22 protein-coding genes are annotated in these 20,931 nt (G+C 65.3%); 7 read left to right on the top strand and 15 right to left on the bottom strand.

The genetic code is table 11. The annotated features are described in order from the left end of the window. Window positions 1-49: 49 nt before the first annotated feature. The 3 genes from paaK to paaG form a co-directional block, all read right to left on the bottom strand. Complete coding sequence (paaK, locus tag SPH52_RS12715) at window positions 50-1,363, bottom strand: phenylacetate--CoA ligase PaaK (RefSeq protein WP_411795402.1); 1,314 nt, start codon at window positions 1,361-1,363, stop codon at window positions 50-52. Between the two features lie 93 nt (window positions 1,364-1,456). Next, on the bottom strand, window positions 1,457-1,924 hold the full coding sequence (gene paaI / locus SPH52_RS12710) for a hydroxyphenylacetyl-CoA thioesterase PaaI (protein WP_411795401.1): 468 nt from the start codon (window positions 1,922-1,924) through the stop codon (window positions 1,457-1,459). Window positions 1,925-1,948: 24 nt separating this feature from the next. Further along, window positions 1,949-2,740, bottom strand: coding sequence for a 2-(1,2-epoxy-1,2-dihydrophenyl)acetyl-CoA isomerase PaaG (paaG, locus tag SPH52_RS12705; RefSeq protein ID WP_263581951.1), 792 nt, complete (start codon window positions 2,738-2,740; stop codon window positions 1,949-1,951). A 646-nt stretch (window positions 2,741-3,386) separates the two neighbouring features. Here paaG and paaY point away from each other — a divergent pair. Further along, window positions 3,387-3,995: a phenylacetic acid degradation protein PaaY gene (gene paaY, locus SPH52_RS12700; RefSeq protein ID WP_411795400.1), complete on the top strand. Its 609-nt coding sequence runs from the start codon at window positions 3,387-3,389 to the stop codon at window positions 3,993-3,995. A gap of 34 nt (window positions 3,996-4,029) precedes the next feature. On the opposite strand, the gene paaX is transcribed toward paaY, so the two are convergent. Both paaX and SPH52_RS12690 read right to left on the bottom strand, forming a co-directional pair. After that, window positions 4,030-4,956, bottom strand: coding sequence for a phenylacetic acid degradation operon negative regulatory protein PaaX (paaX, locus tag SPH52_RS12695; RefSeq protein ID WP_411795399.1), 927 nt, complete (start codon window positions 4,954-4,956; stop codon window positions 4,030-4,032). A 177-nt stretch (window positions 4,957-5,133) separates the two neighbouring features. Then, complete coding sequence (locus tag SPH52_RS12690; protein WP_411795398.1) at window positions 5,134-5,922, bottom strand: helix-turn-helix domain-containing protein; 789 nt, start codon at window positions 5,920-5,922, stop codon at window positions 5,134-5,136. Between the two features lie 105 nt (window positions 5,923-6,027). Here SPH52_RS12690 and SPH52_RS12685 point away from each other — a divergent pair, with 105 nt between their 5' ends. From SPH52_RS12685 to SPH52_RS12675, 3 genes are all read left to right on the top strand, one after another. Continuing rightward, window positions 6,028-7,707 (top strand): FAD-dependent monooxygenase, encoded by a 1,680-nt coding sequence (locus SPH52_RS12685; RefSeq protein ID WP_411795397.1) that lies wholly within the window; start codon window positions 6,028-6,030, stop codon window positions 7,705-7,707. Between the two features lies 1 nt (window position 7,708). Beyond that, window positions 7,709-7,927: a DUF2783 domain-containing protein gene (locus SPH52_RS12680; RefSeq protein WP_411795396.1), complete on the top strand. Its 219-nt coding sequence runs from the start codon at window positions 7,709-7,711 to the stop codon at window positions 7,925-7,927. 118 nt (window positions 7,928-8,045) lie between these two features. Next, on the top strand, window positions 8,046-8,492 hold the full coding sequence (locus tag SPH52_RS12675; RefSeq protein ID WP_411795395.1) for a hypothetical protein: 447 nt from the start codon (window positions 8,046-8,048) through the stop codon (window positions 8,490-8,492). 27 nt (window positions 8,493-8,519) lie between these two features. Here the strand turns inward: SPH52_RS12675 and SPH52_RS12670 are convergent, their stop codons facing one another. Continuing rightward, on the bottom strand, window positions 8,520-8,873 hold the full coding sequence (locus SPH52_RS12670) for a MerR family transcriptional regulator (RefSeq protein ID WP_411795394.1): 354 nt from the start codon (window positions 8,871-8,873) through the stop codon (window positions 8,520-8,522). 98 nt (window positions 8,874-8,971) lie between these two features. On the opposite strand from SPH52_RS12670, the gene SPH52_RS12665 reads away from it, so the two are divergent. Then, window positions 8,972-9,877 carry an alpha/beta fold hydrolase gene (locus tag SPH52_RS12665; protein ID WP_411795393.1) on the top strand — a complete coding sequence of 302 codons (906 nt, stop codon included), beginning with the start codon at window positions 8,972-8,974 and terminating at the stop codon, window positions 9,875-9,877. Between the two features lies 1 nt (window position 9,878). Here the strand turns inward: SPH52_RS12665 and SPH52_RS12660 are convergent, their stop codons facing one another. Next, window positions 9,879-11,309: a PLP-dependent aminotransferase family protein gene (locus SPH52_RS12660; protein WP_411795392.1), complete on the bottom strand. Its 1,431-nt coding sequence runs from the start codon at window positions 11,307-11,309 to the stop codon at window positions 9,879-9,881. A gap of 164 nt (window positions 11,310-11,473) precedes the next feature. Between SPH52_RS12660 and SPH52_RS12655 the strand changes: the two genes are divergently transcribed. Both SPH52_RS12655 and SPH52_RS12650 read left to right on the top strand, forming a co-directional pair. Next, on the top strand, window positions 11,474-11,638 hold the full coding sequence (locus SPH52_RS12655) for a DUF1127 domain-containing protein (protein ID WP_411795391.1): 165 nt from the start codon (window positions 11,474-11,476) through the stop codon (window positions 11,636-11,638). A gap of 87 nt (window positions 11,639-11,725) precedes the next feature. Beyond that, window positions 11,726-12,103 (top strand): STAS/SEC14 domain-containing protein, encoded by a 378-nt coding sequence (locus tag SPH52_RS12650; RefSeq protein WP_411795390.1) that lies wholly within the window; start codon window positions 11,726-11,728, stop codon window positions 12,101-12,103. 11 nt (window positions 12,104-12,114) lie between these two features. Here the strand turns inward: SPH52_RS12650 and SPH52_RS12645 are convergent, their stop codons facing one another. From SPH52_RS12645 to SPH52_RS12610, 8 genes are all read right to left on the bottom strand, one after another. Continuing rightward, window positions 12,115-13,317 carry an MFS transporter gene (locus tag SPH52_RS12645; RefSeq protein ID WP_411795389.1) on the bottom strand — a complete coding sequence of 401 codons (1,203 nt, stop codon included), beginning with the start codon at window positions 13,315-13,317 and terminating at the stop codon, window positions 12,115-12,117. A 2-nt stretch (window positions 13,318-13,319) separates the two neighbouring features. Next, window positions 13,320-14,543, bottom strand: coding sequence for a multidrug effflux MFS transporter (locus tag SPH52_RS12640; protein ID WP_411795388.1), 1,224 nt, complete (start codon window positions 14,541-14,543; stop codon window positions 13,320-13,322). Window positions 14,544-14,697: 154 nt separating this feature from the next. Then, the gene (gene maiA, locus SPH52_RS12635; RefSeq protein ID WP_411795387.1) at window positions 14,698-15,342 is read right to left on the bottom strand and encodes a maleylacetoacetate isomerase; all 645 of its coding nucleotides are present in this window, start codon (window positions 15,340-15,342) and stop codon (window positions 14,698-14,700) included. Window positions 15,343-15,362: 20 nt separating this feature from the next. Beyond that, window positions 15,363-16,382, bottom strand: coding sequence for a fumarylacetoacetate hydrolase family protein (locus SPH52_RS12630; protein ID WP_411795386.1), 1,020 nt, complete (start codon window positions 16,380-16,382; stop codon window positions 15,363-15,365). A 114-nt stretch (window positions 16,383-16,496) separates the two neighbouring features. Beyond that, window positions 16,497-17,807, bottom strand: a complete 1,311-nt coding sequence (gene hmgA / locus SPH52_RS12625) for a homogentisate 1,2-dioxygenase (RefSeq protein WP_411795385.1) — start codon at window positions 17,805-17,807, stop codon at window positions 16,497-16,499. Between the two features lie 73 nt (window positions 17,808-17,880). After that, window positions 17,881-18,105: a DUF2783 domain-containing protein gene (locus tag SPH52_RS12620; protein ID WP_411795384.1), complete on the bottom strand. Its 225-nt coding sequence runs from the start codon at window positions 18,103-18,105 to the stop codon at window positions 17,881-17,883. Next, on the bottom strand, window positions 18,092-19,813 hold the full coding sequence (locus SPH52_RS12615) for an FAD-dependent oxidoreductase (protein WP_411795383.1): 1,722 nt from the start codon (window positions 19,811-19,813) through the stop codon (window positions 18,092-18,094). Before SPH52_RS12615 ends, SPH52_RS12620 begins: the two co-directional genes overlap by 14 nt. 88 nt (window positions 19,814-19,901) lie before the next feature. Further along, on the bottom strand, window positions 19,902-20,870 hold the full coding sequence (locus SPH52_RS12610; RefSeq protein WP_411795382.1) for an MBL fold metallo-hydrolase: 969 nt from the start codon (window positions 20,868-20,870) through the stop codon (window positions 19,902-19,904). Window positions 20,871-20,931 lie beyond the last annotated feature (61 nt).

The following is a 20,931-nucleotide window of genomic DNA, read 5'->3' as shown; positions in this document are numbered from 1 at the left end:
AAAGAAATACATGAACGACAAGCGGGGTCGCGAAAGCAGCGTGCTCGGCTCAGCGCAGATCCTTGACGCGCTTGGCCTTGCCCACGGAACGCATGACTTCTTCGATACCGCACACGTCGACCTGGGTGCTGATTCCCACATAGGTCTTGATGGCGTGCTGCAGTTGCTCGGCTAGCTCCTCGCAATCGATGGGGTCGCGGGCGACATCGTTGCTGCATGCCTCGACGCGCACGCACACCATGTCCAGGTTGCCTTGACGGCTCACTTCGATTTCGTAATGGGGCGAGAGCCGCTCGATCTTGAGGATCTGCTCCTCGATCTGGGTCGGGAAGACGTTGACCCCGCGGATGATCAGCATGTCGTCGCTGCGGCCGGTGATCTTGTCGATACGCCGCATGGGGCGGGCGGTGCCGGGCAGCAGGCGGGTCAGGTCGCGGGTGCGGTAGCGGATCACCGGCAGCGCTTCCTTGGTCAGGGTGGTGAACACCAGCTCGCCGTACTCGCCGTCCGGCAGCACCTCGCCGGTCACCGGGTCGATGATCTCGGGGTAGAAGTGATCCTCCCAGATGGTGGGGCCATCCTTGGTTTCCAGGCACTCCATGCCGACGCCGGGCCCCATCACCTCGGAGAGGCCGTAGATGTCCAGCGCATCGATGCCCAGGCGCTTCTCCAGCGCGGTTCGCATGTCGTTGGTCCAGGGCTCGGCACCGAAGATGCCGGCGCGCAACGGTAGCTGGTGGGGGTCGATGCCTTGGCGCTCCATCTCATCGGCGATGTTGAGCATGTAGGAGGGGGTGACCATGATGATGTCCGGCTGGAAGTCACGGATCAGTTGGACCTGTTTCTCGGTCTGGCCCCCGGACATCGGAATCACGGTGCAGCCCAGGCGCTCGGCGCCGTAATGCGCGCCCAGGCCGCCGGTGAACAGGCCGTAGCCGTAGGCCACGTGCACCTTGTCGTTGCGGGTGCCGCCGGCGGCTCGGATGGAGCGTGCCACCACGTCGGCCCAGGTGTCGATATCCCGCTGGGTATAGCCCACCACGGTGGGCTGACCGGTGGTGCCGCTGGACGCATGCACGCGCACGATGTCGCTCATCGGCGTGGCGAACATGCCGAAGGGGTAGTTGTCGCGCAAGTCGGCCTTGGTGGTGAAGGGGAGCTTACCGAGGTCCTCGAGGCTCTTGACGTCTTCGGGGTGCAGGCCGGCGCTGTCGAAGGAGCGACGATAAAAGGGCACGTTGTCGTAGGCGTGCCGAAGGCTCCACCTGAGCCGCTTGAGCTGGGTGGCGCGCAGCTCATCGATGCTGGCGAGTTCCATCTGATCGAGAGCCGAGTTGTTGAGGCGTTCGACGGTCTGTGTCATCAGGCTTCTCCGGTCGGAGGATTGTTATAGTCGTTGCGCTGTATCAGAGGCACGCCGATGCAAAGGCCTGCTTGGCGATGATCAGGGCGTCTTTCATGCTTGGCTCTCTGTTGCAGTCTCTTCCAGGCGACGTACGCTGCCGCGGATCTTGTAGGAGCGGCCGCGGAACAGGGCGACTTCGTGACCGTGCTGGTTGCGCACGGTGATGTCGTAGATGCCGGTACGGCCGCGACGGCTGCGCTCCTCGGCGGTGGCGGTGAGCACGTCGCCAAGCTGGCCCGGCCCCAGGTAATCGATGCTGCAGCCGGCGGCCACGGTGGCCTCGTCGTAGGTGTTGCAGGCGAAGGCGAAGGCGGAGTCGGCCAGGGCAAAGATGAAGCCGCCGTGGCAGTTGCCGTGCCCCTGCACCATATCCTCGCGCACCGTCATGGTGAGTACGGCTCGCCCCGGGGCCACGCTCTCGATGCGCATGCCCAGCCCCTGACTGGCGTTGTCGCGGGAAAACATGGTTTCGGCGCAGGCCTCGGCCAACTGCTGCGGGTTCAGCTCTGTATCTGACATGGATGGTCTCCGAGGACAGTCACCTCACTTCCCCTTGAAGCTGGGTTTGCGCTTTTCCATGAAGGCGCTGACGCCCTCGCGATAATCGTCGGTGCGACCGGCGAGACGCTGAAGATCACGCTCCAGGTCCAGTTGGGCGTCGAAGTCGTTGTCTGCGCTGGCATGCAGGGCACGCTTGATCAGTGCCAGGCCGCGGGTCGGCTGGGTGGCCAGATGCCGCGCCAGGGTCAGCGCCTCGTCCTGCAGTGCCTCGTCATCCACCACTTTCCAGATCATGCCCCACTGCTCGGCCTGCTCGGCGCTGAGCTTGTCGCCCAGCATGGCCAGCCCCTTGGCGCGGGCCATGCCCACCAGGCGCGGCAGGGTCCAGGTGCCGCCGGAATCCGGAATCAGGCCGATCTTGCAGAAGGCCTGTATGAAGCTGGCCGAGCGTGCCGCCAGTACGAGGTCGCAGGCCAGGGCGATATTGGCGCCGGCGCCGGCGGCCACGCCGTTTACCGCGCACACGGTGGGGAAGGGCAGGTCGCGCAGAGCGCGTAGCATCGGGTTGTAGCGCTTCTCCAGGGACTCGCCCAGGTCCGGTGCTTCAGCGCCGGGGGCCACGGCACGGTCGGAAAGGTCCTGCCCCGCACAGAAGCCGCGGCCGCTGCCGGTCAGCAGCAGAGCGCGCACGCTGTTGTCCTGGCGAACCGCCTCGAGTGCCTCACGCATGGCGGCATGCAGTTCGGCGTTGAAGCTGTTGAGGCTGTCAGGCCGGTTCAATGTGAGGCGGGCGACACCGTCTTCCACGGTATGGAGCAGGGGCGTTTCACTCATAGTCGTTTTCCTGTGTTCAGTGCCCGTTGGTGAGGGAGCATCATCCTGCGGCCCACTCTGCTGCCTGGATGGGAGCGTTCAGCCACCTCCGGGCGACGCAGGTTGGTGTATAGGTGCCCTCGCCTTGGGTGCGGATAGGCGCGGCAATGGCTCGCGGCCTGCATGGGCGAGCCGAGCATGGGATCGAGTATAGATTTTTTTTGATACGCATCAACTTTGAATAGATGGATTAATCGTATCGTTTTTCGGTGGGGAGGATTTTTTATGTCTTTTTGTCAATGGTTTGTCCCTTACCAATCATTATCTGATGTGGATAAGTTAGACCATGGTCTAAGGCTGGCCGCTCCATGCGACAATTCCTCTCTAAACTGTTAATAAGTTTATTTTTTACGACGCTTCGGTAGCACTATACCAGGCGCGGGAACAGTCGGATGGTTTGATGTTTTATTACGCAATGAATAATCTACTGTGATATCTCGTATCGGATTGAGGCAAGAGTCGCTCATGCCTCGGCAAGTCCGGCAAATGCTCGGCCGTCACGCGAGATCCTGGATACAACCGTCGATATAGGCGGCCAAGCCTTCGGTTCGCCGCTTCGTGGTGTGCAGGGCCGTCGCCACGGCCAGCTCAACTGAGGAAGCGCGTCATGCCCTGTTATCGACTCGAAGGAGTGACTCCGGTGGTTCACCCCACCGCCTATGTGCACCCCACCGCAGTGTTGATCGGCGACGTCATCGTCGGCCCGGGCTGCTACGTGGGGCCCGGCGCAGTGATGCGCGGCGACTTTGGTCAGCTGGTTCTGGAAGAGGGTGCCAACCTGCAGGATACCTGCGTGATGCACGGCTTTCCCGGTTGTGTCACCAAGGTGGAGAAGGATGGCCATATCGGCCATGGCGCCGTGCTGCACGGCTGCGTGGTGGGGCAGGACGCCATGGTGGGTATGAACGCCGTGGTGATGGACAACGCCGTGATCGGTGCGCGCTCGATCGTCGCCGCCGCGGCCTTCGTCAAGACCGGCTTCGAATGCCCGCCCCAATCGCTGGTGGTGGGTGCGCCAGCCACGGTCAAGCGTGAGCTGAGCGACCAGGAGGTAGCCTGGAAACAGCAGGGCACCCGCGAGTACCAGCGCTTGACCGAGCGCTGCAGGGATAGCCTGGAGCCCTGTGAACCGCTAGCCGAGCTGGATAGCGATCGGCCGCGGCTCAATGCCGGCGATACCCAGCCCAAGCAGCAGAGCCTCGGCAAGGAGGGGTAACGCTGCCATGCCGGCAGGCGAACTCGGGCTCGAACTACTCCAGGCCGCCGAAGCGCTGGTAGAAACTGGGGCCGGGGGCCGGCAGTGGGCCTTCGGCGGTTTCCAGGTGGCGATCCAGCCAGCGCTCGGCGCCCTGATAGATCTCACGATAGATGTTGCGGCAGAGCTGGCGAGCGTTGCGCCCTTCCCAGGCGGTGGGCAGCAGCTCTTCGGGTAGTTGAGGGTCGCGCAGTTGCACCTTGCGATACTCATGGATCAGCAGGGTGCGGGCGATGAAGGCGTCCTGGTCGCTTATCGGCTGTCCCTCACTCAGGCTCTTCCACAGCGGCCGGAACTGGGCGAGAAAACGATTGTAGCTCTCCGCCAGCTGATCCAGGTTCCAGCTTTCGCGTACCTGCAGGCGCAGCGCCTTGGGGGCCAGGGGCTCGCTGGTCTCGCTATGCAGGACGATGGCATCTTCCGCTATGCCGAGCTCCTGAAGGAGGCCGAAAACCTCACCGCGATGCCTGCGCGGATGAGCCAGTACACCATTGGCGAAGGCACCGAAGCCCAGCCATTCCAGCTCCTCCTTGGCACGGGTGCGCTCGGCTGCGTCCAACTGACCCAGGAAGACCAAGGTCCAGCCCCCGTCCCAGACCTCGCCGTTACCGTAGTAGACACGCTTGAAGGCCTGTTCGAAGCGTCTGCGCCCCGGCCCACTGAGGCTGTAGTAGCTGCGTCGTCCGACCTTTTCTCCCTGTAGCCAGGTTTCCTGGGTCAGGCGATAGACCGACGTTCGCACCAGGCGCTCGTTGACGCCGATGGGCTCCAGCAACTGGGAAATGCTGCCCAGCCACACGGTGCCTCCGCGGGGTACGATGGCATCGCCGTAGAGCGTGATGATCAGCGAGCCTGAGCGCAGCGGCCGACGGCTCTGAAAGTTGTCGATCAGAGAAGCAACGCACTCGGTAGCAGACGACATGGAGAGACGACCCCGGCAAGATGATGGATCTGCCAGTGATACTGGCAAGAAATATTGACGGTGCAGAGAGTATCACAACCAGGCTTACTGAAGATCGGGCCCAGTGCTTGAAGGGTGCGTTCCAGTCGAATAAATGGTGATACGGGTGAATAATCGTATCGTTTCTGTTTCTCTCGCTCACCGCCGCCGGCACAGCGCCACCAGCCGTGCCTTGGAGGGTACGCCGAGCTTGGCATAGGCGCGTTTGCGGTAGGTTTCGGCGGTGGATAGGGCGATATCGAGTTCGGCGGCGGCGGTCTTGAGGGTATGGCCGCGCAGGAGATACAGGCACAGCTGACGCTCGCGCTCGGAGAGCGGGGCGAGAATGGCGACCTCCTCGGCGCTGGGCCGCTGTGGTGAGTCGGGCCTGGCCTGGCCGTAGTGGCGGCGGATCAAGCTGGCCAGCAGCGGGGCCAGGGTATCCAGTCGGGCCAGGTCGTCACGATCGAACGGGCCGGCCGCACTACCGCGATAGAGGTTGAGGTAGTAGACACTCTGCTCGCCCGGCAGGGTGAGCGATACCTTGTCGATCAGGTCGGGAAAGGCGAACAGGTGGCTGCGGTAGGCCTCCGGCATCGCCTTGGCCTGCATCGGGGTGACTTCCGCAGCGGCCCTTTCGCTGTCACCATAATCCAGAAGCTGGCGCAGGCGCTGATAGTTGGGGTCCTGGCGGAACAGGCCGCCGGTGTAGAGTTCGGCCAGGCGGCCGGCTACCTGCGGTGCTCGCCGATTGTCGGCCAGCAGGCAGTCGATCTCGTCGCGGCCGTCGAAGGCAAATACCATGCACTGCTCGATGCGCACCGCCCGGCGCAGCAGGGCCAGCAGCGCCTCGTCGAAGCCCGCCTCGCCCAGGCACGCCACGCACTCTGCCATGGCCGGCATCAGGTTCGGCCAATCGGTGCTCTGCTCATCGCTGACTGCGGCCATCTCGTCCTCCACCTGCAAGCGCCTTGTCCCGGCTTTTGCGGGACAGTCGTCATGTCGACTTCGCGATAGCCTGTCAGCAGACAACAATGCTGACAGGAGCTGCCAATGCGCCCCGCCGGACGCGCCGACACCGATTCGCTCTATTTCGATTATCCCCGTTTTCCTTTCGTTCGTCCCGCCGAGCTCGACGGGCAATCGGCGCGTCACCGCGTTGCCATCGTCGGCGCCGGTCCGGTGGGCGTTACCGCTGCCCTGGAACTGGCGCGCCATGGCATCGCCTCGGTGGTGCTCGACGACAAGGCCACCGTCAACGACGGCTCGCGGGCGATCTGCATCTCCCGCCACAGCCTGGAGACCCTGCAGCAGCTCGGCGTCGAGGCTCCCTTCGTGGCAAAGGGGCTGGGATGGACCCGGGGGCGCACCTACTTCCGCGACCGCGAGATCTTGCGCTTCGAGATGCCCCACTCCGAGCAGGAACGCTTCCTGCCGATGATCAATTTGCAGCAGCAGTACATCGAACGGTTCCTGATCGACAAGGCCGCAGAGAGCGGGCTTGTCGAGCTGCGCTGGCAGAGCGCGGTTACCGGCGTGAGCCAGGATGCGGATGGCGTGATCCTCGAGGTGACCACCCCCGAGGGCGACTATCGACTCGAATGCGGTTACCTGCTGGCTGCCGACGGCGCGCGCAGCATAGTGCGCAAGGCGTTCGGGCTCGCACTGCACGGCGAGGCCTACGAGGGGCGCTACGTGATCGCCGATATCCGCCTGCGCTCCGACTTTCCCACCGAGCGGCGTGCCTTCTTCCACTCTCGCGCCCTGCCCGACACCACCCTCCTGGTGCACAAGCAGCCCGACGATATCTGGCGCATTGATTATCAGCTCGGCCCTGACGAGGACCCGGAGCAGGCGGTGGCGGAGGCGAGCATTCGCGAAAAAGTTGGCCTGATCGTGCGCGAGGTGCTGGGCGAAGGCGACGTTTGGGAGCTGGAGTGGTGGAGCCTCTACAAGGCCCACACCCTGGCGCTGGACGACTACCGCCATGGCCGGGTGCTGTTTGTCGGCGACAGCGCCCACCTGGTGCCGATCTTCGGCGTGCGGGGACTCAACAACGGCTTCGCCGATGCCGCCAACGCCGGCTGGAAGCTTGCCTGGGTGCTCAAGGGGCTGGCGCCAGAGCGGCTGCTCGACAGCTACAGCCCCGAGCGGCGTGGCGCCACCCTGGACGTCTTCGCCAATGCCGGCAAGAGTACCCGTTTCATGACCCCGCCGAGCCGGGGCTACCAGCTGATGCGCGATGCCGCCCTGGCTTTGGCCCTGCATAACGACTACGCCAGCGGCTTCGCCAATCCGCGCCAGGTCACGCCATACACCTACGGCGAGAGCCCGCTGACGCTGGCTGATACGGATGACTTCGACAGCGGGCCGATGCCCGGCGCGCCGCTGTTCAATCATCGCCTGGGCGAGGGCGACTACCTGCTCGACCACTTGGGTAGCGGATTCACCCTGCTGCACTTCAGCCAGGCTGGTCGGGTCGACGCCGAGCTGGCTGATCGCCTGGCCGCGTTGCAGTCCCGGGGCCAGCAAATCGGGCTGCTGCGCGTGGCCCGCGAGCCTGGGGCCGAGGGAGCTTTGGGCGATAGGGATGGCAGCCTGTTCGGTGCCTATGGCGCCGAGCCGGGCAGTGCCTACCTGGTGCGCCCCGACCGCCACGTGGCGGCACGCTGGAAGCGCCTTGATCCTGCCGACCTGGAACCTGCCCTCGTTGCTGCTTTGGGAGGAGAGTGAGATGAGCGACACGACACTGAGCGATATGACACTGCCCTTTGCCGACCTGGAGCAGATCTACGAACATCTGGCCGAGACTCTGGATGAACTGCCCGAAGCCCAGGAGCGGCTGTTTCTCGCCCAACTGGCGCTGGCACTTGCCCATCGCGTAGGCGACGCCGAACGGGTGATGGCGGCCATCGAGGAGGCCCGGCGGGGAATCGCAGGCGTTTCCCGTTGATGGCGACGGCTAGCCTCGAGTAAGTGAGGACTTACTTCTATGGCCATATATTGAGCGGGGTCAAGGCGAGTCATGGCAGAGGCGCTACGGTAAGAACTGACCGTAGAGGAACGCCTCGATGAGTAAACCTCGACCTCCCCAAGAGTCTCTCCCGCCGCCACGTGACGAGAAGCAGCTGCACGACTTTCTCGAAGGCGAGCGGGCCCTGCTCGAGCTCAGGTGCTGCGAGCCAAAAGCACTGAGTGTGCTGATTCATGACTTGGCTCATCCCATGAGCCCTTCGCTGGAGCAGGCGATTGCGCGCAGCCTGGCCAGTCGGGAGCTGGCGGATTTTTCTCCCGCTATCTCCCTGCTACCCGTGATGATGAGACGCTTTGGCCTCGATCCGACCACCTGTAGCCGCGACCCGGCCATCCATTCCCTGCGTACTGTTTGCAGTGCCTGCCCCAGGGTCGCGACCTGCTGGTTGGCGCTACGCCACGATGCCTCGCAGGAGGAGTGTCGGGAGTTCTGCCCCAATGCCGAGTCCTTTGAGCAGTCGCTACTTCCACCGCAGGACGATTGAGCGGATCGTGAGACACATCGCAACGGCTCAGGCGGTGGCCGCATTCAGCCGTGCGAGCAGGTCATCGATCATGGCGATCTTGGCTTCGGCCTCACGGATCTGGGTGCAGAACGCCTCGCGCTTGTGCAACAGCCGGGCCTCCAGCTCGTCGCAAAACGGTGGCTCGGGGCGGAAGTGCGGCATTGCTTCGCGGATCTCGTCGATACTGAATTCCAGCTCACGGGCGCGGCGCACGAAGCGCAGCTCGGCCAGGGTCTGCTCGGTGTAGTCGCGGTAGCCGTTTTCGTGCCTCTGCGGCGGCGTGATCAGGCCGCGCTTTTCGTAGAAGCGAATGGTGTCGCGGCCAAGGCCGCTGGCTCTTTCCAGCTCGCCGATCAGCATGCGTAAAAAACCCCTTGACTGTGGAGTTGGCTCCACACCTTACCATGGTTTGGCGAGCCCGCTCGGCGGTATCCGCGACATGGCGAGGAGGCAACGAGATGGAACCCAGGATCGAGGAACGGCAGGTACAGAGCAGTGACGGCGTAGCCATCGCCGCCCGCTTCGTCACCCCGGCGAAGCCCAAGGCAGCGGTGCTGATCGCACCCGCGATGGGTGTGTCCCAGCGCTTCTATGCTCCTCTGGCTCAGTGGCTGGCGGGGCAAGGGATGGCCGTGGCCACCTTCGACTACCGTGGCATGGGAGCGTCGCGTCCCGCGCGGTTGCGGGGCTTCCAGGCCAGCATCCTCGACTGGGCGCGCTACGACGCCGCGGCGATGATCGAGGCGCTGGAGCGCCACGCACCGGGGCTGCCGATCCATTGGATCGGCCACAGCCTGGGCGGCCAGATTCTGCCGCTGGTACCGGGACACGAGAAGTTCGAGCGCATCGTTACCGTGGCCTGTGGCAGCGGCTACTGGCGCGAGAACGCACCGGCGCTGAAGCGGCGGGTGTGGCTGTTCTGGTTCGGTGCCGTGCCGCTGCTCACACCGCTGCTGGGCTATTTTCCCGGCAAGCGGCTCAATATGGTGGGCGACCTGCCACGCGGCGTGGTCGAGCAGTGGCGGCGCTGGTGCCTGCATCCGGAGTATGTCGTAGGAGCGGAGCCCGGCGTGCGTGAGCGCTTCGCCGCGGTCCGGGCTCCGGTGGTTTCGCTCTCCTTCAGCGATGACGACTTCATGTCGGCGCGCAACACCGAGTCGCTGCACGGCTTCTATGCCAATGCGCCGCGCACCCTGCTGCGTATCCGGCCGGAGGAGGCAGGCCTGGCCCGCATCGGCCACTTCGGCTTCTTCCGCGCCGAGCACGAGCAGGCCCTGTGGCAGCGCTACCTGCTGCCCGCACTGCAAGGTGCCGAGCCGGAAATGGCTGCAACGGCGCAAGCGAGCACGACTACGAGGTCGTGAGTCAGGCCGGCACTTCCTGCCCCAGCAGTGCCGTTACCGCCTCGCCGACATGCCTCACGCCGGCTTCAACGGCGGGAGTCATCGCCGCGGCGTAGTTCAGGCGCAGGCAGTGGCGGTACTTGCCCGAGGCCGAGAACAGCGAACCCGGTGTGATGTGCAGTCCTTCGCTTGCCAGGCGCTCCTTGAGGCGTACGCAGTCGATATTTCCCGGCAGTTCCAGCCACAGCAGGAAGCCGCCCTGGGGATAGCTGACCCCGGTACCGGCGGGGAAATGGCGCGTTACCCAGTCGATCATGATGTCGCGATGCTGGTGGTACTGACGGATCATCTCGCGCAGGTGGCGCTCGTAATGGCCGTGCTGGACGAACTCCGCCACCGCCAGTTGCGGCAGCGTGGCCGAAGCGCCGGTGGAGACGTACTTCATGTGCAGCGCCTGGTCGCGGTAGCGCCCCGGCGCCATCCAGCCGACCCGCAGCCCAGGCACCAGCGTCTTGGAGAAAGCGCTGCACAGCAGCACCCGGCCATCGTCGTCGAAGCTCTTGAGGGTGCGCGGCCTGGGCGTGTCGAAGGAGAGGTCACCGTAGATGTCGTCCTCGACGATGGCCACGTCGAAGCGCTGGGCCAGGGCGACCAGCGCGCGCTTGCGCGCCTCGGGCATGGTATAGCCGAGCGGGTTGTTGCAGGTGGGCGTGACCTGGATCGCCTTGATCGGCCACTGCTCGAGCGCCAGCTCCAGCGCCTCCAGGCTGATGCCGCTGCGCGGGTCGGTGGGGATCTCCAGCGCCTTGAGCTTCTGCGCCTTGAGAATCTGCATGGTGCCGTAAAAGCTCGGTGAGTCCACGGCGACCACATCGCCGGGTTCGGTCAAGGTGCGCAGGGCGAGCGAAAGCGCTTCCTGGCAGCCGGTGGTGATCAGCACGTCGTCGGGATGCAGCAGACAGCCCGACTTGTCGGCCAGCCGCACGATCTGGCGGCGTAGCTCGAGGCTGCCCTGCAGGCTGTCGTAGTTGAGCCCGTGGGCTGCCACATGCCGATGTAGCGTGCTCAACTGACGCTGCAGGGGGCGCAGGCTGGCAGCATTGAGGTCGGGAGTACCGCGCCCCAGCATCAGCAGGCGATCGTCGATTGGGGAGCGTGCCACCAATTCGAGCACCTGGTCCCACTGGGAAACATCCAGCGGGCGCTGGGCGGGGCGCGATATCTTCGGCAGCACGCCCGGGGTCGGCCGGGGCAGCACATAGTAGCCCGAGCGCGGGCGAGCCTCGGCCAGACCGGACTCCTCCAGGCGGCGGTACGCCTCCTGCACCGTGGAAACGCTGACCCCCAGCTCGCGGCAGAGCGCACGCACGGAGGGCAGCCGGTCGCCGATGCGATATTGGCCCTGCTCGATGCGCTGGGTCAGGGTCTGTGCCACCTGGTCGTAACGTTTCATGACAGATCCACCGAATTTTTATTTTCTCAGTACAGAAGATGCAGACTTGGGCGGTACAGAGACAGAATAGCGCCATCTGTATTGCAAAACTATTTTTCCGTTGAATCTGTATTGGTTTTCTCCTCGGCCATAGCCTGTCAGAACCCACCGACAGGAGAGCCGCCATGATTTTCAAACACCTCTTCCACCTGTTTCGATTGGTCAGGGACCAGCGGCAGCGCCACCGCTCACGGCAAGTGCTGCGCAACCTCGACGACCATCTGCTGGCCGATATCGGCCTCGACCGGGCCACAGTAGAGCGAGAGATACATAAACCGTTCTGGCGCTGAGGCCCGGCGTGCACGGGAACCTGCCTTGGTCCATGCTGCCGTAAGAACAGGACAAGGATGCAACCGGGCAGACAGGGAGGAGACACGATGATAGAGGTTCTACCGGCCCCGGAGTACGTGGCGGCGTTTCGTATATCGGGCACGCTGCACAGCGCGGACTATGACACGCTGATTCCCGCCATCGAGGCGAAGCTGGAGGACAACGAGCAAATTGGCGTACTGGCCGACATGACCGATTTCGACCATATGACCCCCGGCGCCTTGCTGCGTGACCTGGGCTACGCCATCAGCAAGCTGGGAGAGTACCACCGCTTCAAGCGAGCAGCGGTGGTCGCCGACAAGCGTTGGATCGAGACGACGACCAAGCTGGCCGACAAGCTGTTTCCCCGGATCGAGATGCGTGTGTTTCACGCCGGGGAGCTCGAAGAGGCCATGCGCTGGGTCGCCGGCTTTCCAGCGACTTGATCAACGGCGGGCTATGGCAGCGCGGCAGCCGCCACCTGCTTGCTGTGCCACTGGCGCAGCAGCCAGCCGAAGATTAGCCCCAGAGTGAGCAGCCACAGCCCGGCGCCTGCCAGCAACCATTGACTGTCGGCCAGGCGCAGCATCAGCCCGCCGAGGCTGACGCCCACCGACTGGCCGAGAAACAGGCAGCCGGCGAATACCGCCATGGCGGTGCCGCGCATGGCGGGGGCCATCTGGGTGGCGTTGATCTGCAGCGTGCTGTGCATCATGTAGAAGCCGAGCCCGGCGGCGAAGGCGGCGGCGGTGGCCAGGGCCGGAAGTGTCGCCAGCGCCAGCCCGACGAAGCCAAGCCCCATCAGCACGCCACCCCCCGCAGCGAGGCCCGGTTCGCCCAGGCGTGCCACCAGCGGTCGTGCCAGGGCGGCGAAGATCAGTCCACCCACGCCGAACAGCGCCACCATCAGCCCGGCCTGAGTCAGCGAGACATCCAATCGGGTATAGAGATGGCTGGCCACGAAGGCCAGGGCGCCGAAGGCGGCGATTCCCTCGAGGAACACCAGCGCCAGGATGCGCCGCGCGCGGGCAATCAGCAGCACTTCGCGAATGCGTGAAAAGAAGGCGATACGGCCCTGGTCGACCTTGGGTGGTGACAGGCCCGGTTGGCGCCTCAAGGCCTCGAGCAGCAGCCCGCCAGCGGCGACGAACAGTAGGGTGAGCAGGGCGAACGCGGCCTGCCAGCCCAGCGTATCGGCCAGGAAACCTCCCGCCACCTGGCCCGAGATCAGTCCCATCACTGCGCCGGAGAGCATGTGCGCCAGCGTCACCTGGCGCTGCTCGTAGGGCACGTTGTCGCCGACCCAGGCCATGGAGAGCGGGATGATGGCGGCGGCGGTGGCACCGGTCAGCGTGCGGAAAACCAGCAGCATAGGCAGCGATTCGGCCAGCGCCGAACCCAGTGCGCCCAACGCGCAGGCCAGGGTGGCCAGGCCGATCACCCGCAGGGTGCCGAAGCGATCCCCCATCGGGCCGTAGCAGAGCTGCATTACGCCGTAGGCGATGGCGAACAGGGTGATGTTCTGCGCCACGTCGGCAACCGGGCGGGCGAAGGCCTGGGACAATGCCGGCAGCATGGCGTCGGTGACGCGCATCGAGGCCATGCTGGCGAAGCCGGCCAGGGCCAGCAGCAGAATGACGAGGCGGGGTGGTGAAGCCATGCTTAGCCCTCCCGGTGCTGCGACGGTTGGGCCGCCATGGCTCGCTCGGCGGGCCGCACCAGCCCCAGGTAGCAAGCTACGGCCAGCAGGCCACCCAGTGCCACGACGACCGCCATGGTGCGCGAGGTGCCGTCGTGCAACTGGCCCACCGCACCGCCGACCACGGCGGCAATGGTCATCTGCAGGAAGCCGAACAGTGACGACGCAGAGCCGGCGCAGTGCGGGTTGGGGGCCAGGGCGCCGGTCATCGACTGCGGCATCAGCACGCCCATGCCGACCATGAAGATGACATGCGGGCCGACCACGGCCCAGGCGGCGAACACCTCGGACAGCGCTAGAGCGGCCATAAGGCATCCCCCAAGGGCGCAAGTCAGGCTGCCCAGGCCGACCAGGCGCTCGCGGCCCAGCCGGTGGCTGTAGCGGCCGCTGAGCAGGGTGCCGACGAAGAATCCGGCCACGATCAGGGTGAAGAACAATCCGTACTGGAAAGGCGAGACGCCGAGGAACTCGATCAGCACGAACGATGAGCCCGACAGGTAGGCAAACAGCCCCGAGAAGGCCACCGAGTTGGTCAGCGTATAGCCCATGAAGACGCGCTGGCCGAGCAGCATGCGGAAGTTGCCGAAGATGGCTGCAGGATGGATCGACTGGCGACGCTCCGGCGGTAGCGGCTCCGGCAGCGCCAGGATCAGCAGCGGCAGCATCACGGCAGCATAGAGTGCCAGCAGTACGAACACCGACTCCCAGCCGAAGAACAGCAGTAGCCCGGCGCCGACGATGGGCGCCAGCGCCGGTGCCAGCGACATGGTACTGGCCATGTAGGAGAGAATGCGCCCGGCCTCGAGGGGGCCGTAGATGTCACGCACCGCGGCACGGCCCAGCACGGGGCCGGTGGCGCCTCCCAGGGCCTGCAGGAAGCGCCCGGCGAGCAGCCATTCGATGCTCGGGGCGAAGGCGCACAGCAGGCTCGCGACAAGAAACAGGCTGAAGCCGAAGATCATCACCGGCTTGCGTCCGAAGCGGTCGGAGAACGGGCCGCAAAACAGCTGAGCGGCGGCGAAGCCGGCCATGTACAGGCTCAGGGTCAGCTGCACCTGATCGGGGCCGGTGTCGAGTGCCGCGGCCATGGCCGGCATCGCCGGCAGGTACATGTCGGTGGCCAGCGGGCCCAGTGCGGTCAGGGCCGCCAGGGTGATCACCGTAGCGGGGGATTTCAGCCTCAGCACATTGACCTCATTCTCGAAGGGCGCCCCGGGGGCGAACGACGACCAGCGGGCGACGCTCTATCCCCGGCTCGAGTCCTGGAACTCGAATCGATGGGAGGAGCGGCGCCCGCCAGTCGTTAGCCTGCTTATTGTAGCCGAAATGACTCGCGATTGCTCAGCTTGCGTCCGGCTGCTCGCCCGGGGCTGCCTTGGCGAAGGCTTCGAGCTCGCGACAGCGCTCGGTGATGCGGCGCACGGTCGGGTAGGCCGCAAGATCGCACTCGAAGCGCTCGGCGTTGAACACCTGCGGCACCAGGCAGATATCCGCCAGGGTCGGGCTGTTCCCATGGCAGAACATGCCGGTGCCGGCCTCGCTGGCCAACCGTGCCTCCAGCGCGGTGAAGCCCTCGGCGATCCAGTGGCGGTACCAGGCCAGCTTGTCGTCGTCGTCCAGCTTGAGCTCATGTACCAGATACTTGAGCACCTTGAGGTTGTTGAGCGGATGCATCTCGCAGGCGACGAGCTGGGCCAGCGAGCGCACCCGCGCTCGGCCTTCGGCATCGCCTGGCAGCAGCGGCGGTTCGGGGTACCGCTCGTCGAGGTACTCGCAGATCGCCAGCGACTGGGTCAGGGTGGTGCCGTCGTCGGTCTCGAGTACCGGCACCAGCCCCTGGGGATTTCGCGTGCGGAAATCGTCGCTCTTCTGGTCCCCCTTGACCAGATTGACCGGGGCCTGGTCGTAGGGCAGGCCCTTGAGGTTGAGCGCGATGCGCACCCGATAGGCCGCCGAGGAGCGGAAATAGCCGTATAGCGTGGTCATGGTTGACTCTCCCTGGCCGTTCACTTTGGCTGGTAGGGCACCACCTGCTGGTCGATGGCGCCGAAGATACTGTTGCCCTGGCGGTCGAACATCTCGATGCGCACGCGGTCGCCGAAGCGCATGAACGGCGTCTGGGCCGTGCCGTGCAGGATCTGCTCGACCATGCGCACCTCGGCCAGGCAGCTGTAGCCCACGCCGCCGTCCGCGACCGGCTTTCCGGGGCCGCCGTCGGGATCGGGGTTGGAGACGGTACCCGAGCCGACGATGGCGCCGGCGCCCAGGTAGCGGGTCTTGGCCGCATGGGCGACCAACTGCGGGAAGCTGAAGATCATGTCGGGGCCAGCTTCCGGCTCGCCGAACTTCTCGCCGTTGAGGTGAACCGTCAGCGGCAGGTGGACCTTGCCGTCCTGCCAGGCATCGCCCAGCTCGTCGGGGGTGACGCAGATCGGCGAGAAGGCGGAGGCCGGCTTGGCCTGGAAGAAGCCGAAGCCCTTGGCCAGCTCGCCGGGGATCAGCCCGCGCAGGCTGACGTCATTGACCAGCATGATCAGCTTGATGTGGCCGGCGGCCTGCTCCGGCGTCACCGCCATGGGCACGTCATCGGTGATCACCGCGATCTCGCCCTCGAAGTCGATGCCGTGCTCCTCGCTGACCGCCTCGATGTCCTCGGTGGGCGCGAGGAACTTGTCGCCGCCGCCCTGGTACATCAGCGGGTCGGTCCAGAACGTCTCGGGCATCTCGGCGTTGCGCGCCTGGCGCACCAGCTTGACGTGGTTGAGGTAGGCGGAGCCGTCGGCCCAGTGGTAGCTGCGCGGCAGCGGCGAGTGCAGCTTGCTCTGGTCGAGTTCGAAGGCGCCTGCGGCGCTGCCGTCGTTGAGTTCGGCGTAGCGCGCTTCGAGCTTGGCGCTTGCGGTGTCCCAGTTCTCGATCGCCTGCTGCAGGGTGGCGGCGATGTCGGTGGCGGAAACCGCGCGGGTGAGGTCGCGGGAGACCACCAGCAGTTCGCCGTCGCGGCCGTTTTTCAGAGTAGCGAGTTTCATCTTGGCTCAATCCTTTCGTCAGGGGCGGGGCTCGTCGGCCCCGTCCGGTTCGGCTGTCTCGTCGCTCAGCTTTCCTGTGTCGCTCAGGGCTTGCTCAGGGCTGTCCTGTCTCGCTCAGGGCTGCTGCGGATCGAAATGCGAGCGCAGGGTCGACCATACGTCGACGTAGTCGCGCTGACGGATGTCCGCATTCAGCGCCGCTTCGGTCGGATGGTAGACGTAGCGGCTCTCGAACATGAAGGCCAGCGTGGCATCCAGGCGCTGCGGTGTCAGCTCGGCATTGGAGGCCTTCTCGAAGGTGTCGGCATCCGGGCCGTGGGGCGACATGCAGTTGTGCAGGCTGGCCCCGCCGGGCAGGAAGCCCTCGGCCTTGGCGTCGTACTCGCCTTGGATCAGGCCCATGAACTCGCTCATCAGGTTGCGATGGAAGTAGGGCGGGCGGAAGGTGTTCTCGGCCACCATCCAGCGCGGCGGGAAGATCACGAAGTCGATGTTGGCCATGCCCGGCGTATCGGAGGCCGAGGTCAGCACGGTGAAGATCGAGGGGTCGGGGTGGTCGAAGCTCACCGTGTTGATGGTGTTGAAGCGCGCCAGGTCGTACTTGTAGGGCGCGTAGTTGCCGTGCCAGGCCACCACGTCCAGCGGCGAGTGGCCGAGCCTGGTCACCCAGAAGCGGCCCGAGAACTTGGCCACCAGCTCGAAGTCGCCCTCCACGTCTTCAAAGGCGGCCACCGGGCTCTCGAAGTCGCGCGGGTTGGCCAGGCCGTTGGCGCCGATGGGACCGAGGCCGGGCAGCTCCAGCGGGCTACCGTAGTTCTCGCAGATGTAGCCGCGGGCGGCATCGCTGCCTTGGGCCAGTCGCACCTGGAACTTCATGCCGCGGGGGATCACCGCGATCTCGCCGCCCTTGACCTCGAGTTCACCGAGCTCGGTGCGCAGGCGCAGGCCGCCCTGCTGCGGCACTATCAGCAGCTCGCCGTCGGCGTTGTAGAAAAAGCGCTCGGTCATGTCGCGATTGAAGGCGTAGACGTGAACGCCGCAGCCGGCCTGGGTGCCCGCATCGCCGTTGACCGCGATGGTCAGTAGCCCGTCAATGAAGTCGGTGGGCTCGGCGGGAATCGGCAGCGGATCCCAGCGCATCTGGTTGGGGTCGGCGGCGGGCCTGGCCAGCGGTGCAGTGGCTACACGGTTTTCGCCCAGCGGGCGGTACTCGCTCTGTACCACCGAAGGACGGATGCGGTAGAGCCAGCTGCGCAGATTCTCGTGACGCGGCGCGGTGAAGGCCGAGCCGGTGAGCTGCTCGGCGTAGAGGCCGTAGGCGCACTTCTGCGGCGAGTTCTGCCCCGCCGGCAGCGCGCCGGGCAGCGCCTCGGTGGCGAAGTGGTTGCGAAAACCGCTCATGGTCTTGAGCGCTTGGGTCGTCATGTCGGGGTTCCTCTTTATCAACGTCCTGTTGATGACCTGTTTTATTTACCGTGCAACCGGAAGCTGCCGGCGATCACTCGCCGGCTTGTTCCTCTGCTGGCTGAGTCGCGGCCTGGCCGGCAATGGACAGCGCCTCCTCCAGCACCTGCTGGTCGCCGATATGGTTGGCCAGCAGCAGGATCAGCCGGGCATTGATGCGCTCGCTCACGTCTTCGCTGCACTCGCGGTGCAGCTCGGTCAACGCGGCGTAGAAGGCGTCCGGATCGGTGAAGTTGGGGTTCAGTTCAAGCCGTGGCATGGGTGCCTCCCTGTACGCTGGAAGGGGCAAGATGGACGCCAAGGGCGCGGTCGAGTGCTGCATCGACGTCAGCCGCCGTGATCGAATTCCAACGGGCAGCGACGTGCTGGTCGGGGCGGATCAGGTAGCCGATGCCACCGGTCAGGCCGTAGCGTTCACCCACCAGCGCCTCGGTGTCCTCGATCGATGTGCTGCGCGGCAGCTCGGAGAGCGCATGCGGTGCCGGGCCGACCACCAACAGATCGAGATCGTCATGCCGTGCGAACAGCGGCTCGAGTTCAGCCTTGAGCCTTTCGGCCCGGGCGCTGTCGACGCGGCCGTCGAGCAGAAGCACGAAGCGATCACCCAGTTGATTGAGCAGCCAGGCCGGATGGCCCGCTATCCGCACCGGGGCATCCTTGGCCGGACTGCCGGGGCGCAGCTCGAGCGGCAGGCCTTCGGCCTCGTGACCGTTGAGCGGTGAGCCGTCGTAGCGGCACGGTATGGAGAGGCGGCCGCTGTTGACCAGGCGGCGGGCAAAGGGGTAGTGCTCGGCCAGCTCCAGGGTAGTGTCGCGGAACAGCCGGCTGATGCGGCTCTTGGGCGTGATGAAGTCGGTGGCGCGGGTCGAATTGAGAATGTTCTCGGCGGCGCCGTGCTGGCGCTCGTCGTTATAGGTGGCGAGTAGCGCCTCGGGCGCCCGGCCCCTGAGCACTCGGGCCAGCTTCCAGGCCAGGTTCTCGGTGCTCTGCAACGCGCCGTTGGCGCCGCGGGCGCCGAAGGGCGAGACCTGGTGCGCGGCGTCGCCCATGAAGAACACCCGGTTGTGAATATAGTCATCCATCTTGCGGCAGCGGAAGGTATAGACACTGGCCCACTCCAGCTCGAACTCCACGTCCTTGCCGAGCATTGCCTGCACCCGGGGCCGGATCTTCTCCTCCTTCTTCTCCTCCTCCGGATCGGCATCCCAGCCCAGCTGGAAGTCGATGCGCCAGACGTTGTCCGGCTGGCGGTGCAGCAGCACCGACTGGTTGGGGTGGAAGGGCGGGTCGAACCAGAACCAGCGCTCGGTGGGAAAGTCCGCCTTCATGATCACGTCGGCGATCAGGAAGTGGTCCTGGAAGACCTGGCCCTTGCTCTCCAGGCCCAGCATGTCGCGGATCTTGCTGTTGGCGCCATCGGCCACCAGCAGGTAGTCGCAGGAGAGTCGGTAGTCGCCATCCTCGGTGGAGACGAGCACTTCGCTGCGCTCGGGGCGGCTGACGACCTCGGTGACCTTGTGCTTCCAGCGCAGCTCGATGAGATCGGTGAGCTCGTCGACGCGGTTCACCAGGTACTCTTCGAAGTAGTACTGCTGCAGGTTGATGAAGGCCGGCATGCGATGGCCCTCTTCCGGCAGCAGGTCGAATTCGTAGACCTCGCGCTGCTGGAAGAACACGCGGCCGCGCTGCCAGGTCACGCCCTTGTCGACCATCGGCTGGGCGCAGCCCAGGCGGTCGAGGATCTCCAGCGTGCGCTTGGCGAAGCAGATCGCCCGCGAGCCGACGCTGACGGTGTTGTTGTCGTCGAGTACCACGCTCGCGATGCCCTGCTGCGCCAGGTCGATGGCCATCGCCAGGCCGGTGGGGCCGGCGCCGACGATCACCACCGGGCAGTGGCGCACATCGTCACGGTCGAGCTCCGGCGCGCGATGGTATGGATAGACGGGATTATTGTAAGAAATTGGCATGCTTCCTCCGACCGCGACTGCCGGGCAGGTGGGGACCAGCCCGGCGCCGCTCGCCATTGATGGCTTCGGCAAAGTGGGTAGTGGTGCGTTACTGGTTCTCGACGACTTCCTGCAGCGAGTGCCACATGGCCGTATCGCGCTCGGCGGTCCAGATCCGCGGGTCGGGGTATTCGCCGCCCGCCTCGTCATAGCAGCGGGTAATGTCGAACGGTACGCAGTGGTCGAAGATCACCCAGTGGCCGTACTTGGGCTTGAGCAGGGCGTAGGTCTCGGCGTAACACTCGGAGAGCGACTTGCCTGCGGCCTTGCCCGCCTTGACGCTTTCGTACATGTCGGCAAGGAAGTCGCGGGTACCCTGGATCGCTTCCTGGCACTGCTCGGGGCTCGTGAGCGCCTCGCCGCGGCCCGGCACCAGCTTCTGTGGGTTCATGGCCTGCAGGCGGTCCAGCGTGGCAGGCCAGTCCTCGTGGTAGGCGTCGCCGGTATAGGGCGTGGCGCCGTACTCGACCAGGTCGCCGGAGAACATCACTTTCTCCTCGGGCAGCCAGACCACGGTGTCACCCTTGGTGTGGCCGCGGCCGAGGTGAATGATGCGCACCTCGCGCTTGCCCATGAACACCGTCAGCTCCTTCTGGAAGACGATGTTGGGCCAGGTCAGGCCAGGCACCGAGTCGACGCCCTTGAACAAACGCGGGAAGCGGCCGACCTCTGACTCGTAGTCCTGCTGGCCGCGTTCGACGATCAGGTCATAGGTGTTCTGGCTGGCGTAGATATTCTCGGCGTCGTAGGCCGAGGCGCCCAGCACGCGCACCGCGTGGTAGTGAGTCATCACCACATGCTTGATCGGCAGGTCGGTGACCTCCCGGATGCGGCGAATCACGTCCTGGGCCATGATCGGCGTGGCCTGGGTATCGATCACCATCACGCTGTCGTCACCGATGACCACGCCGGTGTTGGGGTCGCCCTCGGCCGTGTAGGCGTACAGGCCTTCGGCCAGCTTGGTGAAGCTGATCTGCTTCTCTTCGGTATCGGCGTGGGAAGCGAACTTCTTGCTCATGGTTCCTCCGGGGTCGTCAGGTCGTTGTGTGAGGCGACGCGTGTTTGGCCATTGTGCTTGT

Source organism: Halomonas sp. A29 (assembly GCF_046723295.1).
Lineage (GTDB): Bacteria > Pseudomonadota > Gammaproteobacteria > Pseudomonadales > Halomonadaceae > Halomonas.
The sequence above is the reverse complement of the archived record's forward strand: the minus strand, read 5'-3'. Positions and strand labels throughout refer to the sequence as shown.